Source organism: Embleya sp. NPDC020630, from assembly GCF_044334985.1.
Taxonomy (GTDB): domain Bacteria; phylum Actinomycetota; class Actinomycetes; order Streptomycetales; family Streptomycetaceae; genus Embleya.
The window spans coordinates 488302-505210 of sequence record NZ_JBIRUB010000006.1; the positions used below are offsets into that span (position 1 = coordinate 488302).

Below are 16909 nucleotides of genomic sequence, written 5' to 3' on the forward strand. Positions count from 1 at the left end.
ACCTCGGGTCGTCGTCAGTGCCGGTTGTGGGAGCCGCCGGGACGGTCCTCGGCGCCTACGTCCGGATCGGCGCCGCCGGTGTCGATCACGAGCAGGGGCTCCTGGTACTCGACCGGTTGCGCGTCGGCCACCAGCACCTCCACCACCAGCCCGGACACCTCGGCGGTGACGGTGTTCATCATCTTCATGACCTCGAGGATGCCCACCGTCTGACCGGCGCGGACGGTGTCGCCGACGCTGACGAACGGCTTCGCGCCCACCTCGGGAGCGTGGTAGAAGGTGCCGACCATCGGGGCCGACACGTAGCGGCGTCCGCCGTCCGGCTCGGCCGACTGCTCGCCGGGGACGGCGGCGACGGGCGCGGCGCCGGGAACGGCGGGCGCGGCGCCGGAGGGGGCGGCCTCGGGCCATTCGATCTCGATGCTGGTGTCGCCACAGCGCAGCCGGATCCACCGGGGCGACACGGGCGCCGGCCGCACCGGACCCGGCGCCTCGGGGGCGGCCGGCCGAGGATGCGCGGACCCATGCGCGGGATCGAACGGTCTGACCCAGCGCTCGTCGGCGTAGCCGGCGGGGTGGCGGTCGGGTCGATCATCGGCGTGCGCGTCGCGCGCCGGGGACGGTCCATGGGGCGAACTCATCGGGCACTTCCTTCGACAGGAGCAACTTCGACGGGGACGGCCTCCGCGCGGACCGTCTCGACACGCACGGCCGCGCCGGGAGCAACTTCCGCTCGGGCGGCGCGAGTACGAGCGGAGACACCTCGGACCGAGCCGGCACCGACGGAGTCGGCCCGACCATGCTCTGGACGAACGGTCTCGGCGCGGGTGGCTTCGACACGAGCGGCCTCGGGGCGGGTGGCCTCGGCGGCGCCGAATCTCCGGAAACGTTCGCCGCGTTCGCGTAGGAGGCGGGTGCGGTTCAGGGCGAGGAGTTCGTCGACGACGGGGATCAGGGCGGTGCGCAGCAGTGTGGCGGCTCGGCCGGGGTCGGTGTGGGCGCCGCCGGGTGGCTCGGGAACGATCCCGTCGACCACACCGAGGCGCAGCAGGTCGCGCGGCCCCATACGAAGCGCCGCCGCCGCGGCGGGAGCCGCCGACGGGTCCTTCCACAGGATCGCGGCGCAGCCCTCGGGGCTGATCACCGAGTAGACGCCGTGCTCGCCGATCAGCACCCGGTCGGCCACGGCCAGCGCCAGTGCGCCGCCGCTGCCGCCCTCGCCGGTGATCACCGTGACGATGGGGGTGGCCAGTCGGGCCATCAGGCGCAGGTTCTCCGCGATGGCGACGGCCTGGCCGCCGCGTTCGGCGTCCGGTCCAGGGTTGGCTCCCGGCGTGTCGACCAGGGTGATCACCGGCAGGCCGAGTTTGGCGGCGAGCCGCATCAGCCGGGCCGCCTTGCGGAAGCCGGCCGGGGTGGCCATGCCGAACTTGCGGTATTGCCGCTCGGCGAGGTTGTCGCCGCCCTTCTGATGCCCGATCAGCATCACCGGCCGACCGTCGAGCCGACCGATGCCGCCCACGATCGCGGGACAGTCGGCGCCGATACGATCCCCGTGCAACTCGTGGAAGTCCTCCAGGAGTCGACCCGCGTAGTCGAGCATCGTCGGCCGCTCCGCATGCCGCGCCAGCCGAACAGCCTCCCAGGGCTCCCCCGCAAGCTCACCGAGCGACGGCCCATGGCGCGCACGCCCGTTCGCAACGGACCCGTTCGCGGCAGACCCATCCGTCCCGGACCCGTTCCGAGCGACCCCGTTCGGCGTAGCGCCCCCCGGGCCGGCCCCGTTCGACGTCGAGCCGTTCGCCCCCGACTCGTACCCACCCGACACGACCCCGTTCAGGATCGTGTCGTTCCCCCCGCCCCGCCGCCCCGCCCTCGCCCCGCCCACCGCGAGGAAGTGCCGCAACGTCGCGCGCAGCGCGGGTCGCGCGACGATCGTGTCGACCATCCCGTGTTCGAGCAGGAATTCGGCGGTCTGGAAACCCTCGGGCAACCGTTCGCCGATGGTCTGCTCGATCACCCGTGGCCCGGCGAAGCCCATCCGCGCGCCGGGTTCGATCAGGATCACATCCGCCAACGTCGCGAACGAGGCGGCCACCCCGCCGTACGTGGGATCCGTGATCAGCGACAACACCAACACGCCGGCCTCGTCCAGTTCCTCCAGGGCGTGCGCGGTCTTGGCCATCTGCATCAGCGACAGCACGCCCTCCTGCATGCGCGCCCCGCCCGAGGCGGTGATCAGCAGCAGCGGGATCCCCGTCCGCAGGCTCTCGTCGGCGGCGGCGGTGACCAGCGCGCCCACCGCGCAACCCAGACTGCCGCCAAGGAAACGGAAGTCCATCGCGACGACCACCACAGGCTGCCCGTGAATGGTGCCCCGCGCACACACCGCGGCCTCGTCCATGCCGGTCTCCGCACGCGCCCGATCCAGCCGTTCCGGGTAGGGGCGGGAGTCGACGAAGCCGAGCGGATCGTGCGGTGCGGGGTCGGCGCGCAGCGCGATCTCCGAGCCGGGATCGAGGAGTTGATCCAGGCGTTCACGCGCCGTCAGGCGCGCGTGCTCGCCGCAGTCGGGGCACACCCGCAGGTCCCGGGTGAAACGTTTGCCGTATACGAGTTCGGCGCAGCGTCCGCACTTGACCCAGTCGGGTCGGCTGTCGACGGTGAGCCCCGGATGGGTCTCGACCGGATGGGTCTCGATCATGACATCAGGTCCTTGGACGGTCGGGCCTTGGACGGTGGGGCGGGCGGCGAGGTCACCGCTGCGCGTCGCGCTCCCAGCGGTAGAACTCGCGGGCCATCGCGTCCTGGGGTGAGCGCCAGGTCTGCGGGTCGTACGCGTGCACATGCGCCGAGAGCCGTTCGCTGATGTCGCGGAACTCCGGGTGTCCGGCGACCTTCGCGACCGCGGGCCCGGGGGGCCGGTCGGCCTCGATCAGGTGCAGGTACAGGTCGCCGAACTGGAAGAGGCTGCGGCCGGTGACACCGACCAGGTGCGGGAGTTCGCCGGTGTCGGAGGCGGCGAAGATGTCGGCGATCGGGGTCGCCGAGTCGGGCTTCATCCGGGCGACGATCAGGGTGCGGTGCATGGTTGCCGTCCTTGTCGAGAGGTGGGCCGGTGGGGCCGCGAGACGCGCGGCCCCACCGGCGGGGCGTCGTCGCGCCGGGGCGGGCGACGACGCGGGGGTTCACCAGGTGCGCACGGTGGGCGCTACGCCCGTCTCCCGGGCGCGCTCCTGGATCCGGTCCCGGATCAGTTCGAGCTGGACGCGCGAGTTGCGGTTGATGTTGTCCGTCATCCACTCGTCGTCGACCGGGGCGGTCTCCTTCATCGCGAAGTCCTGAACCCAGCGCATCCGTACTCCGTCGGGCACCTCGTGGTATTCCCAGCGGATGTGCATGTGCGCGAACGGCCCGGTCTCCACCCGGCGCGCCCACACCGTGCGCGTCTCGCGGTCGGCCTCGCGCTCGGACACCCAGCTCCAGATCTTGCCGTCCTTGTCGGGCTTCATGGTCAGTCGGAAGGTGACCTTGCTGCCCTCGCGCTCCAGGACCTCCACCGACGCGTATTCGCTGAACAGGTTCGTCCAGTTGTCCACGTCGTTGGTGATGTCCCAGACCAGGTCGAACGGGGCCGCGATGACGATGTCGTTGTCGGTATGGCCGGCCATGTCACACTCCTGAGGTGAGTTGCGAATTCGTGGTTTCCAGAAACTCGCGCGGGGTCTTGCACTGGTCCACGTCCGCGCCGAGCGGGAACTTGTAGCGCCGCTCCAACTCGGCGACGATCCCGAGCAGGCCCAGCGAGTCGAGGCCGAACTGTTCGAACGTGGCTTCGGGGTCCCGCAGTTGCTCGGGCTGAGCGGTGACGCCGGCGCATGACTTCATCACCTCGGCGAGCACTTCGTGGGTGAGCGGTCCGTTCATCGCGGGCTTCCTTTCGGATGAGTCGGATGATGCGTGCGAGGGGCACGGGTGGTACCGGCCGCGGACTCGCCGCGTGGGCTACGGCGTGTCGGGGCGGCCGTCGCCTCGGCGCAGCACCAGTGCGGCGTTGCCGCCCATCAGGCCGCGGCTGAGCACCAGGGCGGTGCGCAGTTCGGCGGCCCTGGCCCGGCCGGTGACCAGGTCGAGGTCGTGGCAGACGTCGAACACGCCCGGGGTGGGCGGCAGGACGCCGTGTTCCATGGCCAGGATCGCGGCGGCGCAGTCGAGCATCGGCGCGCCGCAGTAGGCCCGACCGATGCCGGCCTTGGGCGCGGTGACCGGCACCCGGGCGGCGCGGGCGCCCAGGGCGTCGGACAGGGCGAGTACTTCGGCGTGGTCGGCCTCGGGGGTGCCGAGCGCGTCGGCGAAGACCACGTCGATGTCGGCGGGTCCGCATTCGGCCTCGGCGAGCGCGTCGCGGATCGCGCGGGCCAGTCCGTGCCGGGACGGTCCCCAGCCGCAGGTGCCGGTGAACGTCGCTCCGTGTCCGAGCACTTCGGCCCGGATCCGGACGCCGCGCCGGCGGGCGGACTCGGCCTCCTCGACGACGAACATCGCGCCGCCCTCGGCGGGGGCGAAGCCTCGGGCGGCGGAGGTGAACGGGAGGTAGGCCCGTGCGGGGTCGGCGGCGAGGCTGAGCGCGTCGTAGCCGAGTTGGCAGACCATCGAGTACGGGGCGAGCGGTGCCTCGGCGGCGCCGACCACGACGGCGTCGGTGCCTCGGCGGATGGTCCGGACGGCATGCGCGAGCGCGTCCAGGCCGCCGGCCTCGTCGTTGGCCAGCACCGCGCAGGGGCCTTTGAAGCCGCCGCGGATGGAGATCTGGCCGGTGGTGGCCGCGTAGAACCAGGCGATCGACTGGTACGGCCCGACGAAGCCGGGTCCCTTGCCCCACAGGTTCTGCAGTTCGCGCTGGCCGAACTCGCCGCCGCCGGAGCAGCTCGCGGTGGTCACCCCGACGCCGAAGGTGGGCGTCGGGCCCAGTGCCGCGTCGGCCAGGGCCTGGTCGGCGGCGACCAGCGCAAAGTGGGTGAAGCGGTCGGTCTGGACCAGGTAGCGCTCCTCGACCACGGCGGCGGGGTCGAAGTCGCGTACCTCGCCCGCGACGGTCAGCGGCAGGTGGTCGCAGCCTTCGCGGGAGATCCGGTCCAACACGAAGCGGCCCTCGCGGGTCGCCTTCCAGAACACGTCGGCGCCGATGCCGTTGGGCGCGACGACGCCGACGCCGGTGACCACGGTGCGTCTTGCTGTGGAGCCGTTCATCGGGGTCTCCTCTCCCGACGGTCCAAAACCACCGCGGACTGGAAGCCGCCGAACCCGCTGCCCACCGACAACACCGTCGTCAGGCCCATCGGCCGGGCGGTGCCCGGCACGTAGTCGAGGTCGCACTCGGGGTCCGGCGTCTCGTAGTTGGCCGTGGGCGGCACCGCCTTGTGCTCCATCGCCAGGGCGCACGCGGCGAGTTCGATGGCGCCGATGGCGCCGAGCGAGTGGCCGACCATCGACTTGATCGAACTCATCGGCACTTTGTGTGCGTGTGTGCCGAGCGAGCGCTTGACGGCCGCGGTCTCGTGGCGGTCGTTCTGCTTGGTGCCCGAGCCGTGCGCGTTGACGTAGTCGACGGCGTCGGGGGCGACCTCCGCGTCCGCCAGTGCGCGGTCGATCGCCTCGGACATCTCCAGGCCCTCGCGGGTCAGGCCGGTCATGTGGTGTGCGTTGCCGCGCGTGGCGAACCCGCCGACCTCGCAGTACACATGGGCGCCGCGCCGGTGGGCGTGTTCGAGCTCCTCCAGGATCAGCACCGCGGCGCCCTCGCCGAGGACGAATCCGTCCCGGTCCGCGTCGAACGGCCGGGAGGCGTGCGCCGGGTCGTCGTTGCGGGTGGAGGTGGCCTTGATCGCGTCGAAGCAGGCGACCGTGATCGGCGAGATCGGCGAGTCGGCGGCGCCGGCGATGTACACGTCTGCGCGGCCCTCCTCGATCGCGTGCGCGGCGTAGCCGATCGCGTCGAGGCCGGAGGTGCAGCCGGTGGAGACGGTCTGCACCGGGCCCTTGGCGACGAACTCCTCGGCCACCTCGGCGGCAAGGGTGCTCGGCGAGAAGGCCCGGTGCAGGAAGGGGTCGGCTCTGCGGTGGTCGACGGCCCAGGTCTTGCCGGGGCCGCTGACCGCGATGTAGTCGTGTTCGAGCCGGGTGGTGCCGCCCACGGCGGTGCCGAGGGAGACGCCGATCCGCCAGGGGTCCTCGGCGTCGCGGTCCAGGCCGCTGCCGCGGACCGCCTCGGCCGCCGCGGCGAGCGCGAACTGCACGTAGCGGTCCGCGCGTCGGGCCCGGTCGGGGTCGACGCCGCACGCGATCGGGTCGAAGTCGCATTCGGCGGCGATCCGGGAGCGGAACCCGGTGGGGTCGAAGAAGGTGATCCCGCGCGTCGCCGTGCGGCCCGCCATCAGCAGGTCCCAGAACGCGGTGACACCCACCCCACCGGGTGCCACCACCCCGACGCCGGTGACCGCGACCCGGCGCCTCAAGAGTCGGCGCCCACGGTCTCGGCGGGTTCGATCCCCTCCGTGTCGACGTGCCCGAGTTCGGGCCGCGGCGCGAGCGGGGCGAGTTGGAAGACCATCCGCGCCTGGACGCGGCCGACGTTGCGGAAGCGGTGGCGCATGTTCTTCGGGATCATCAGGCCCTGGTCGGGCCGGAGTTCGTGGGTGACGCCGTCCAGGTCGACCTCGATGGAGCCGACCACGACGTGGATGAACTCCTCGGAGTACGGGTGGTAGTGCTCGGCGATCATGTCCCCGGGCTCGATCAGGGCCAGGCCCATGAATCCGCTGGTCGAGCCGACGGTCGCCGGGCCGAGCGTGACCCGGAGGTCACCGCCGCGGCGGCGGTTCGGCTCGATCTCGTCCAGGTTGACGATGCGTACGGTCTGCGTGGTCATCTGTGCCACCTCCAAGTGGCGGGGCGGCGCCGTCGGGCGCCGCCCCGGGGGATCAGGCGTCGCGAGCGGCGCGACGGTCGGTGACGGGGGTCGTCTCGCACGCGGCGAGCAGTCGGCGCAGCCCCTCGTCGGTGTCCAACTCGCCGTCCTCGCCGAGGTCGAGCAGTCGGCTCAGCCGGGCGGCGGATTCCCGGCGGTCGACGCCGAGCAGCAGCGCCGGGTCCTGATCCGCCGGGCCGCGCAGGTCCAGCACGCGGATCAGGGTGTCGCCGCGCAGGAAGACCTGGCTGTGCGCGATCGGCCCGCCGGCGACGGCGATCGCCTGCTCGTCGTGCCGGCGCAGCAGCGTCGCGGCGGATTCGCCGCAGCCGTGCCGGACCGGGTACAGGAACGCGCGGCGGGTGGTCTCCGTCTTGTCCGACTTCTTGCCCGACGCCTTGTCCGACTTCTTGGTCGGCGCGCTCAGGTGGTAGACCTCGGCCAGCGAGGAGCGCATGAAGAACGCGCGGGCGGCCTCGGAGTCGTTCAGGTCGCGCGCCTCCTCCAGGTGCGGGTTCAGCGCCTCCTCGGCGGCGCGCACCTGGGGCTGCTCGGCCACATGGCGCAGCGCGGCGCGCAGGTCGCCCTCGACCTCGATGGCTCGTACGACGCGGTTGCCGAGCATGAACACCGAGGTGCGGCGCAGCGAGGTGGTCGGGTTGACCCGGGCCTCGGGCGACTCGTAGCCGGCGAGGATGCGGGCCACCTCGGCCTCGCTGCCGGGCTTGACGGTGAAGGTGAGCGCGCAGCGCACCACGCCGGGGGCGGCCGGCGCGGCGACGCGGGCCTTGTCGGCCGCCGCCTTCGCCTTGGGCGTGGCGCCGGCCTTCGCCTTGCCCTTCGGCGCGCGGGCCCCGGTGGTGATCATCGGACCGTCGGGCGCGCGCAGGTCTGTCTCGCGGGCCACCGAGAAGCGCAGCGAGCGGGTGCCGCGCACGCAGCCGTGCAGCGGCTGGACCATCACCTGGTGCTCGGGGCTGTCCACCCACGCCAGGTATTGGGAGGCGCCCTCCCACTCGCTGGTGATCAGCCACTGGCTGGGGTCCTCGATGGACTGGCACAGCTGGTCGCGCAGGTGGCCCGGAACGGCGGCCACCTGGTGGCGGATGCCTTCGTAGGCCTCGAGGAAACGTTGCTCCGACCCTTCGTGCAGCTCCAGCATGAGCAGCACCCGGAGCTTGGACGTGGTGTCGGCGGTGGGATTCGCCGTGGAGTGGACGAGGGTGTCCATGTCAGTCCTTTGGTCATGGGATTCGGCCGAACGTCGTGCCCGCCCGCCGAGGGCGCTCCCGGGGGACCGGGTCGCACCGACGCCGCCCGGGGAACGGAAGGTCGAGCGGGTCGCGGTCGGTCGCGCCGCTCGCGCGATCACACCGGGATACCCGCCCGATCCGTCCGTCGGGACCCGGCTTCGACTTCGAGCGTGGCGGCCGATCATCACCCTGTGCATCTTTTGAGGGCATATGAGTGACATTGGGCGACGACGACCGGCCGGCGGCGATGAGCGGGAACAGGAGGACCCCCGGCGGACCTCCTCCGCCCGCGACGGCGGCCGGGTCCGCAGTCCTCGCCAACGCAGGAGTAGTGATGAACCCCGAGATCCAACACCGGGTGCCGGTTCTGGTCGTGGGCGGCTCGCTGGTCGGGCTGTCCACGTCCGTCTTCCTGGGCCGACTCGGCGTCCCGCACATGCTGGTGGAGCGGCACGCCGACACCTCGCGGCATCCGCGCGGGCGCGGCAACAACGTGCGCACGATGGAGGTGTTCCGCACCGCCGGGGTCGAGGATCGAATCCGCGCCGCGTCCGCCGTACTTGCCGACAACCACGGCATCCTCCAGGCGGACACCATCGCCGGCGACATCCAGGAGTGGCTGTTCAAGGAGATCGATCCGGGCGGCGGACTGGCCAGGTTCAGCCCGTCGTCGTGGTGTCTGTGCAGCCAGAACGACCTGGAGCCGGTACTCGCCGACTACGCCCGCGAACTCGGCGGCGACGTGCGATTCGGTACCCAACTCCGGTCCTGTGTACCGGACGAGGACGGGGTGACGGCGGTCGTGGAGACCCGCGAGAGCGGGCAACGACTCACCGTGCGCGCCGACTACGTGGTCGCGGCGGATGGGCCGCGCAGTCCGGTGCGCGACGCGCTGGGCATCGACGTGAGCGGTCCGGGCGACCTGTTCCACAACGTGAGCGTCACGTTCACCTCGCGCGACCTGGCCGCGTACGTCGGCGAACGCCGGTTCATCGTCTGCTATCTGACGAACCCTCGGGGCGAGGGCGCGCTGCTGCCGGTGGACAACCGGGAGCAATGGGTCTTCCACCTGCCGTGGCATCCGGAGGAGGACGAGCCGATCGAGGCGTTCTCCGACGAGCGCTGCGTGGCGCACATCCGCGCCGCCGCCGGGGTGCCGGACCTGGATGTGACGATCACCGGCAAGGCGCCGTGGCACGCCGCCGAGCGGGTGGCCGAACGTTACCGCTCCGGGCGGGTGTTCCTGGCCGGCGACTCGGCCCACGAGATGTCGCCCACCGGCGCGTTCGGGTCCAACACCGGGATCCAGGACGCGCACAACCTGGCCTGGAAACTGGCCGCGGTGCTGAACGGGCACGCCGGCGCCGACCTGTTGGACACCTACGAGGCGGAGCGCCGGCCGGTGGCGGTGGCCACGGCCGCGCGGGCGTCCACCCGTTCGGCCGAACACAGCCACCCGGGGTACGCCGCGCCCACGGTCGGCGGCGGCAAGCAGCCGGGCGTGCTCGGTGTGGTGCTCGGCTACCGCTACGCGTCCGCCGCCGTGCTCGGGGCGGACCCCGAACTTCCGGTGCTGCCGGAGCGGTTCCGACCGCCGAGCGGCGAGCCGGGCACCCGGGCGCCGCACCTGTGGCTGCGCCGCAACGACGCCCGGGTGTCCACCCTGGACCTGTACGAGACCTCGCCGGTGTTGCTGGTCGGCGCGGGTCCGGCCAGGGCCGCGTGGCAGCGGTCGGCGCAGCGTGCGAGCCGGCGCCTGGGCGTGCCGGTGGCGGTGTACCGGGTGGGTACCGAGGCGGAGGCCGCGGTGGTGGACCTGGTCACCGCGCCGGACGTGGACTGGGCCGAGGTGCACGGGGTCACCGACGAGGGCGCGGTGTTGGTCCGCCCGGACGGGTTCGTCGCGTGGCGGGTCCCGGTCGCCGAGCCGGATCCGGAGGGCACCCTGGTGGGGGTGTTGGGCGCGGTGTCGTGCCGGACCGAGCGGGGCGCGCGGGGTGGTGAGGCCGCGAAGGTCGGCGGCGACGCGCAGGTGTAGCGGAACGCGCGGCGGCCGGCTCCGGGAGGAATCCGGGGCCGGCCGCCGTGTGTTCGGGAGCGGGTGTACGAGGTCGCGCGCGTGCGGGAGCGGCTACTCCGGGGGCAGCAGGTGGGCGAAGACGACCACGTTGTCCCTGTAGTCCTTGGCCTTGCGGTCGTACGTGCCGCCACAGGTGATCAGCCGCAGCTGGGCGTCCTGGGTCTTTCCGTACACCCGCTCGTCGGGGAAGGCGTCCTTCGGGAACGCCTCGACCGAGTCGACCGCGAACCTGGCCACGCTGCCGTCGGCGCGCGAGATCTCGACGGTGTCGCCGGACTTGAGGCTGCCGAGCCCCCAGAAGACGGCGGGGCCCATCATCGTGTCGACATGGCCGAGCACGAGCGCGTTGCCCCGGGAGCCGGGGGTGACGCCGTCCTCGTACCAGCCGGCCAGATTGCGGTTGCCCGCGGGCGGCACGTCCAAGACCCCGGAGGAGTTCAGGCCGAGGCCGATGAACGGGGCGTCCACCTTGATCCGGGGGATCTTGATCCGCACCGGCTCCGACCGTTTCATCGCCTCGGGGGTCGGGCTCGGCGAGGGGGCGGCGTTCGCCGCGGCGCTCGGTTGCGCGGCGGCGGGCACGGGTTGGGGTGGCGGACCCGAGTCGCTGCTCAGGTCGTGCTTGATCATCAGGGCGCCCAGGAGGATCGCCACCGCGGCGATCGCCATCAGTCGAGCGGCGCTCATGCGGCGCGGCGCGGCGGGCTCGGACGTCTCGGTGGGCGGGGCGGGGTCGGGCAAGACGATGCCTCTTTCCTGGCCGGAGGGGTACCGGGGCCGGCTTCGGGGGAGCCGGCGGTGCGGGCCGGGGCGGGGACGACGTCACCGTGGCCACCGCCCCGGGAAGGGCGGTGGCCACGGCGGGTGTTGCCTGGGGGTGGGACGGGTCAGGCCCGAGCCGCCGAGACGGCGGGACGACGACGCAGCGCGTAGACGCCGACGCCGACACCACCCGCGATCAGGGCCGCACCGGTGCCGAGCGCGGCACCGTCGTCGAGGAAGGAGCCGCCGATGCCGGTGTGCACGCCACCGTGCGGGCTCTTGTGCTCCTTCCAGGACTTCTCGTGCGAGCCGCCTTCGCCGCCCTTGTCCTCACTGGATTCGCCGCCCTTGTCGGGCGTCCACTTTCCTTCACCGGACCAGGACTTCTCCTGTCCGCCGTTCCCGGGGGCCGAAGGGCCACTGTCCGGCTTCACCGGCGCCGGGGCATCGGCGTAGGCGGCCGGAACCGCCAGGGTCAGGGCGGCGAAGCCGAGGGCGGAACCGGCGACGAGAGCGCGTGCACGACGCATCGTGATATTCCTTCCGGCGCTCGCGAACTGCCGACGGGCATCGGCAACGGGGATCGGCGAGGCGCCTTCATCACCATCGAACGGCGGCGGCGACCCCGCGACCCGCGTGACTGCATTCGGGGCCCCCGCTCTGCGCCTCCCGGGCGGATATCCCGACCGGCTTCACCCCCGGGGAGCAGTCGCATGTTTAGCTCATGGTGATCGTGCATGACTTTCCGTAGTCGGAGGCGGCGGGGTGGGTCGGACGGGTCGGGTGCCGCCCGATCAGCCCGGGACCGTGCACTCGAACATGTGCAGCGAGGGGTTCACCGCGCGCACGTCCCGGCCGCGCAGGCCCGCCTGCTCGATCAGGGTCAGCAGGCTGTCCTTGGTGTGTTTGCGGCCGCCGACGTTGAGCAGCAGCAGGAGGTCCATCGCCGCGGTGAAGCGCATCGAGGCGGTCTCGTCGACCAGGTTCTCGATCACCGCGACGCGGGCGCCGGGGGCGGCCGCGGCGACGATGTTGCGCAGCGTGCGGAGCGTGCTGTCGTCGTCCCATTCGAGGATGTTCTTCACGATGTACAGGTCCGCCCGCACGCCGATGTCGACCCGGCAGTCCCCGCCCACCAGGGTTGCCCGGCCGGCGAGTTCGCCGCCGTCGCGCAGTCGGCGGTCCGCCGAGGCGACCACGCCGGGCAGGTCGAGCAGGGTGCCGCGCAGGGTCGGGTTGCGCTCCAGGAGGGTGGCCAGGACCAGGCCCTGGCCGCCGCCGATGTCGGCGACGGAGTCCACGCCGGTCAGGTCGAGCGCCGCGGTGACGTCCTGGGCGGAGGTCCGGCTGGACTGGGTCATCGCCCGGTCGAGCGCGGCGGCCGACTCGGGGGCGTCCTCGTGCAGGTAGTCGAAGAACTGCTTGCCGTGCAGCTCGGGGAAGACGCTGCCGCCGGAGCGCACCGCGCGGTCCAGGTGCGGCCAGGCCTCCCAGGTCCACGGCTCGGTGGTCCACAGCGCCACGTCGCGCATGCTGCGGGGCGCGTCCGCGCGCAGCAGGCGGGATGCCTCGGTGTGCGTGTAGCGGCCGTCGGGCTCCTCGGCGAAGACGCCCTGGCAGGCGAGCGCGCGCAGCAGGCGGTGCAGTGCCCCGGGGTGCGCGGACACCTCGCGGGCCAGTTCCTCGACGGTCGCCGGGGTGTCGCCCAGCGCGTCGGGCAGGCCCAGGCGCAGCGCGGCGCGCAGCGCGCCGGCGGACATCGCGCCGAACGCCAGCTCGCGCAGCCGGGTGGCCGCCTGCGGGGTAAGGGTCACGTCGGTTTCGGTCATGCTGATCGCCTCTCGACCGGTGGGACACCCCGAGCAACCGGCGGGCTCGACCGAATCGGCCCGCGCGTCGACGTCCCGGCGGTCCGCACCGGGGCTGGAACGACTGTGACCCACACCCGGCGGCATCCCGCCGAGGCGCGGCCGATCGGCGCGAACTCTCGCCCGGGAGTCATCCGGATGGCCCCACTCGGACACCGGCGGGCGCATGATTCGGGGGCCTGCGGGGGCGCCCGGGGGCCTGCGCGCTCTCGTGGGGGTGTTACGGGACCTCTCGGAGGGCCAGGAGGAGTTCGCGGGCGGTCAGGGCGGCCTGGAGTTGGAGGGTGACCTCGGGGTCGAGGGGATTGGCGCCGAGGAGTTCGCGGATCTGGCCGATCCGGTAGCCGACCGAGTTGCGGTGCAGGTGCAGCAGCTCGGCGACCGCGGCGCGGCTGCCGTTGGTGGCCAGCCACGCGCTGAGCGTGGCCACCCATTCCTCGCGTTCCAGGATCGGGCCCAGGTGCTGGTCCACGAACGCCTGGAGTCGGGCCGGCGGCACGCCGAACAGCAGTTGGGCCAGGCCGAGCGAGGAGAACATCAGCTGTACCTCGCCGGGGCGGCGGCGCAGCAGGCCGAGCACGGTCTCCGCGTCGTGGAAGGAGCGGGCCGTCCCGCGCGGGTCGCTGACCGTGGGGCCGGCGGCGGCCAGTACGGGGACGTCGCCGACCATGCCCTGGAGCCGGATGCGGATGCGGCTGATCTCGCGTTCGACGTTGCCCGAGAGCACCGCCAGGCCCAGTTCGCCCTCCTGGCGCACCGGCATCTCCAGCCAGGACAGCGCGGTGGTCCAGGTGCGCTGGTTGGGTCCGGAGTAGGCGAACACGACGGCGGAGTGCGGGCGATCGAGGTGCAGGCCGAACCGGGCGGCGGTGCGCGTGACATCGCCCAGGTTGCGCAGCGCGCCGTAGCGCAGTTCGTCGATCAGGCGACCCGCGGTCTCGGCGGTCGCGGTGGCCACCGCGTCCCGCCGAATCGCCTCGATCGCCACCGCCGTGACCGCGGCGCGCAGCAGCGGCTCGTCGTCGCGGGCGCCGTCCGGCTCGCCCAACAGCAGTAGTCCGACCCGGCGTTGGGCCACCCGTACGGGCAACGCCGAGGCCCGCCATCCCTCGTCGCAGGTGACCTCGACCACGCGGTCCTCGACGAATACGTGGGCCACCGCGACCGGGGTCATCGACTCGGTGCCGTCGTCGGTCGCGGCGAGCACACCGCCGTGCACGCCCACCAGTCGGGCGGTGCGGCCGGTACGTCCGGCCAGGGCTCGCAGGATCGCGGGCCAGCCGTCGCCGGAGAGGGCGAGGACGTTCAGCTCACGCTCGAACGCCTCGGCCCGGTCCGGCACGGGGGTCCGGTTTTCCGTGACTTCTGCCTTGTCGATCATGGATTTCCGCACCTTAGCCGGTCGTTGTTACGCGGAACAGATACTTCGTTCGGTCACTTCCCGTTACGTCCGTCGTGGGGCAGGATGCGCCCATGCGAGCCTTCGACCTCGCGGCACCCGCAAAGGCCGCCGCCCAGGCGGCGGTGGACGCCGCCGCACCACAGCTGGTTGCACTCAGTCACCGTCTGCACGCCCATCCCGAACTCGGCTTCGCCGAGGAGCGCGCCTGCGGATGGTTGGGCGAGCAGCTGACCGAACACGGCTTCACCGTCACCCCGGGCGTGGGCGAGTTGCCGACCGCGTTCGTCGCCGAGCGCGGCGCCGGGCCGCTGGTGCTGGGGATCTGCGCGGAGTACGACGCGCTGCCGGGGATCGGGCACGCGTGCGGGCACAACGTGATCGCGTCCGCCGCGATCACCGCCGCGCTCGCGCTGGGCGCGGTCGCCGACGACCTGGGCGTGACCGTACGCGTGTTCGGCACCCCCGCCGAGGAGAACGGCGGGGGCAAGGTGCTGATGCTGGAGCGCGGCGTGTTCGCCGGGGTGCACGCGGCGATGATGGTGCACCCCTCGCCCCGGGAGCGGCTCGATCCCACCTGTCTGGCCCGCGCGCAACTGCACGTCGAGTACGACGGCCGGGCCGCGCACGCGTCGGCCTGCCCGGAGGACGGGATCAACGCGGCCGACGCGCTGACGCTCGCGCAGGTGGCGATCGGGCTGCTGCGCCAGCACATGACGCCGGATCAGCGGGTGCACGGGATCACCACCACCGGCGGGCAGGTGCCGAACGTGATCCCCGAGCACACCGAGGCCGACTACTACGTACGCGCCGCCACGTTGGCCGGGTTGACCGATCTGGAGGCGCGGGTGCGCGAGTGTTTCCAGGCGGGCGCGGTGGCCACCCGCTCGCGCCTGACGTTGTCCTCGACCTCGCCCGCGTACTCGGAATTCCGGCACGACCCGGGCCTTTTGGCAGCCTACGAGCGCAACGCGCTGGTGGTGGGACGGGAGTTCCCGCCGGTAACCGCCGAGGACGATCGGCAGGCCGGGTCCACCGACATGGCCAACGTGTCGCTGGCGATCCCGTCCATCCAGCCGCTGATCTCCATCGACTCCGGTGATGTGGGGCTGCACCAGGCCGAGTTCGCCGCGTATGCGGCGCGTCCGGCCGCGGATCGTGCGCTGCTCGACGGTGGTCTGGCGATGGCGTGGACGTGTGTGGACGCCGCGCTGGACGAGGGCCTGCGCGCGCGGCTGCTCGCGGGGGCGCCGGCCGGGGGCTGAACCGCCGATGGGCTCCGGGGTGATCGCCCCGGAGCCCATCGGCCGGTTTCGACCCGGCGTGCGTGCTCATGCGTCGGCGACGGTCACCGGCAGGGCCGCGAGGTAGGCGTCGGCGTTGCGCCTGGTCTCGGCCACGCTGTCCCCGCCGAACTTCTCCAGGACCGCGTCCGCGAGGACGAGGGCCACCATCGCCTCGGCCACCACGCCGGTCGCGGGCACCGAACACACGTCGCTGCGCTGGGCGATCGCCTTGGCCGGATCTCCGGTGCGCACGTCGAACGTGGCCAGGGCCCGGGACAGGGTGGAGATCGGCTTCATCGCGGCGCGCACGCGGAGTGGTTCGCCGGAGGTCATGCCGCCCTCGATGCCGCCGGCGCGGCCGGTCTCGCGGCGCACCCGGGTGGGGCCGGGGTGTCCCGGGGCGACCGGGGTGATCTCGTCGTGCGCGACCGAGCCGCGGCGGGTCGCGGTGGTGAAACCGTCGCCGACCTCGACGCCCTTGATCGCCTGGATGCCCATCAGCGCGGCGGCCAGGCGCGCGTCCAGGCGGCGGTCCCAGTGCACGTAGCTGCCCAGGCCCGGCGGCAGGCCGTACACGACCACCTCGACCACGCCGCCGAGGGTGTCGGCGTCCTTCTGCGCGGCCTCGATCTCGGCGTTCATCGCGGCGGCGGTCTCCGGGTCGACGCAGCGCACCGGGTCGGCGTCGATCGTGTCCAGGCTGCCGCGTTCGGGCACCAGCGCGGTCGGCAGCGCGACGGCGCCGATCCGGACGACGTGGCTGAGGATCTCCACGTCCAGGGTCTGGGCCAAGAACGCGCGGGCGACCTCGCCGAGTGCCACGCGGGCCGCGGTCTCCCGGGCGCTGGCCCGCTCCAGGACGGGGCGGATGTCGTCGAAGCCGTACTTCTGCATCCCGGCCAGGTCGGCGTGCCCGGGGCGGGGGCGGGTCAGCGCCGCGGCCCGGCCGCGATCGGCGAGCCGGCCCGGTTCGTCGTAGCGGCGCCCGTCGGCGTCGACCGGATCCGGCGCCATCACCTCGGCCCACTTGGCCCATTCTGTGTTGGCCACGCGCAATGCCACGGGCCCGCCGAGGGTGATCCCGTGCCGCACACCGCCGGTGAACTCCACCTCGTCCCGCTCGAATCGCATCCGGGCCCCGCGCCCGTTCCCCAGCCGCCGCCGGGCCAGCGCGTGTGCCAACTCGCCGGAGGACACCTCGACTCCGGCCGGCAGCCCCTCCAGTACGGCGGTGAGCGCGGGACCGTGCGACTCCCCGGCGGTGAGCCAACGCAACATGGGATTCCTTCTTTCA

At 72.9% G+C, this 16909-nt stretch carries 16 protein-coding genes; 2 read left to right on the forward strand and 14 right to left on the reverse strand.

Annotation, left to right across the window (positions count from 1 at the left end; translation table 11 throughout):
- Nucleotides 1–14: 14 nt before the first annotated feature.
- The 9 genes from accB to ACH4XV_RS23615 form a co-directional block, all read right to left on the reverse strand.
- Complete coding sequence (accB, locus tag ACH4XV_RS23575; protein WP_395792828.1) at nucleotides 15–641, reverse strand: acetyl-CoA carboxylase biotin carboxyl carrier protein; 627 nt, start codon at nucleotides 639–641, stop codon at nucleotides 15–17.
- Nucleotides 638–2704 carry an acetyl-CoA carboxylase, carboxyltransferase subunit beta gene (gene accD / locus ACH4XV_RS23580; protein ID WP_395792830.1) on the reverse strand — a complete coding sequence of 689 codons (2067 nt, stop codon included), beginning with the start codon at nucleotides 2702–2704 and terminating at the stop codon, nucleotides 638–640. The genes accB and accD overlap by 4 nt, the downstream gene beginning before the upstream one ends.
- A gap of 52 nt (nucleotides 2705–2756) precedes the next feature.
- Nucleotides 2757–3089 (reverse strand): TcmI family type II polyketide cyclase, encoded by a 333-nt coding sequence (locus ACH4XV_RS23585; RefSeq protein ID WP_395792832.1) that lies wholly within the window; start codon nucleotides 3087–3089, stop codon nucleotides 2757–2759.
- A gap of 99 nt (nucleotides 3090–3188) precedes the next feature.
- Nucleotides 3189–3671 carry an SRPBCC family protein gene (locus ACH4XV_RS23590; RefSeq protein ID WP_395792834.1) on the reverse strand — a complete coding sequence of 161 codons (483 nt, stop codon included), beginning with the start codon at nucleotides 3669–3671 and terminating at the stop codon, nucleotides 3189–3191.
- A gap of 1 nt (nucleotide 3672) precedes the next feature.
- Nucleotides 3673–3927: an acyl carrier protein gene (locus tag ACH4XV_RS23595; RefSeq protein ID WP_395792836.1), complete on the reverse strand. Its 255-nt coding sequence runs from the start codon at nucleotides 3925–3927 to the stop codon at nucleotides 3673–3675.
- A 78-nt stretch (nucleotides 3928–4005) separates the two neighbouring features.
- On the reverse strand, nucleotides 4006–5250 hold the full coding sequence (locus ACH4XV_RS23600; RefSeq protein ID WP_395792838.1) for a beta-ketoacyl synthase N-terminal-like domain-containing protein: 1245 nt from the start codon (nucleotides 5248–5250) through the stop codon (nucleotides 4006–4008).
- The gene (locus tag ACH4XV_RS23605; protein ID WP_380011732.1) at nucleotides 5247–6515 is read right to left on the reverse strand and encodes a beta-ketoacyl-[acyl-carrier-protein] synthase family protein; all 1269 of its coding nucleotides are present in this window, start codon (nucleotides 6513–6515) and stop codon (nucleotides 5247–5249) included. Before ACH4XV_RS23605 ends, ACH4XV_RS23600 begins: the two co-directional genes overlap by 4 nt.
- Nucleotides 6512–6928, reverse strand: a complete 417-nt coding sequence (locus tag ACH4XV_RS23610) for a cupin domain-containing protein (protein WP_395792840.1) — start codon at nucleotides 6926–6928, stop codon at nucleotides 6512–6514. Before ACH4XV_RS23610 ends, ACH4XV_RS23605 begins: the two co-directional genes overlap by 4 nt.
- 52 nt (nucleotides 6929–6980) lie before the next feature.
- On the reverse strand, nucleotides 6981–8198 hold the full coding sequence (locus ACH4XV_RS23615) for a SchA/CurD-like domain-containing protein (protein WP_395792842.1): 1218 nt from the start codon (nucleotides 8196–8198) through the stop codon (nucleotides 6981–6983).
- A 356-nt stretch (nucleotides 8199–8554) separates the two neighbouring features.
- Between ACH4XV_RS23615 and ACH4XV_RS23620 the strand changes: the two genes are divergently transcribed.
- Nucleotides 8555–10258 carry an FAD-dependent oxidoreductase gene (locus ACH4XV_RS23620; protein ID WP_395792844.1) on the forward strand — a complete coding sequence of 568 codons (1704 nt, stop codon included), beginning with the start codon at nucleotides 8555–8557 and terminating at the stop codon, nucleotides 10256–10258.
- 93 nt (nucleotides 10259–10351) lie between these two features.
- Here the strand turns inward: ACH4XV_RS23620 and ACH4XV_RS23625 are convergent, their stop codons facing one another.
- The 4 genes from ACH4XV_RS23625 to ACH4XV_RS23640 form a co-directional block, all read right to left on the reverse strand.
- Entirely contained in the window at nucleotides 10352–10987 is a 636-nt protein-coding gene (locus ACH4XV_RS23625; protein ID WP_395792956.1) for a class F sortase, read from the reverse strand.
- A gap of 200 nt (nucleotides 10988–11187) precedes the next feature.
- Nucleotides 11188–11592: a hypothetical protein gene (locus tag ACH4XV_RS23630; protein WP_395792846.1), complete on the reverse strand. Its 405-nt coding sequence runs from the start codon at nucleotides 11590–11592 to the stop codon at nucleotides 11188–11190.
- A 264-nt stretch (nucleotides 11593–11856) separates the two neighbouring features.
- Nucleotides 11857–12891 carry a methyltransferase gene (locus ACH4XV_RS23635; RefSeq protein ID WP_395792848.1) on the reverse strand — a complete coding sequence of 345 codons (1035 nt, stop codon included), beginning with the start codon at nucleotides 12889–12891 and terminating at the stop codon, nucleotides 11857–11859.
- A 259-nt stretch (nucleotides 12892–13150) separates the two neighbouring features.
- Entirely contained in the window at nucleotides 13151–14311 is a 1161-nt protein-coding gene (locus ACH4XV_RS23640; protein WP_395792850.1) for a PucR family transcriptional regulator, read from the reverse strand.
- A 92-nt stretch (nucleotides 14312–14403) separates the two neighbouring features.
- Here ACH4XV_RS23640 and ACH4XV_RS23645 point away from each other — a divergent pair, with 92 nt between their 5' ends.
- A complete protein-coding gene (locus ACH4XV_RS23645; RefSeq protein WP_395792852.1) occupies nucleotides 14404–15594 on the forward strand; it encodes an amidohydrolase in 1191 nt (396 codons plus the stop codon).
- Between the two features lie 66 nt (nucleotides 15595–15660).
- Here the strand turns inward: ACH4XV_RS23645 and aroC are convergent, their stop codons facing one another.
- On the reverse strand, nucleotides 15661–16893 hold the full coding sequence (gene aroC / locus ACH4XV_RS23650; RefSeq protein WP_395792854.1) for a chorismate synthase: 1233 nt from the start codon (nucleotides 16891–16893) through the stop codon (nucleotides 15661–15663).
- Nucleotides 16894–16909 lie beyond the last annotated feature (16 nt).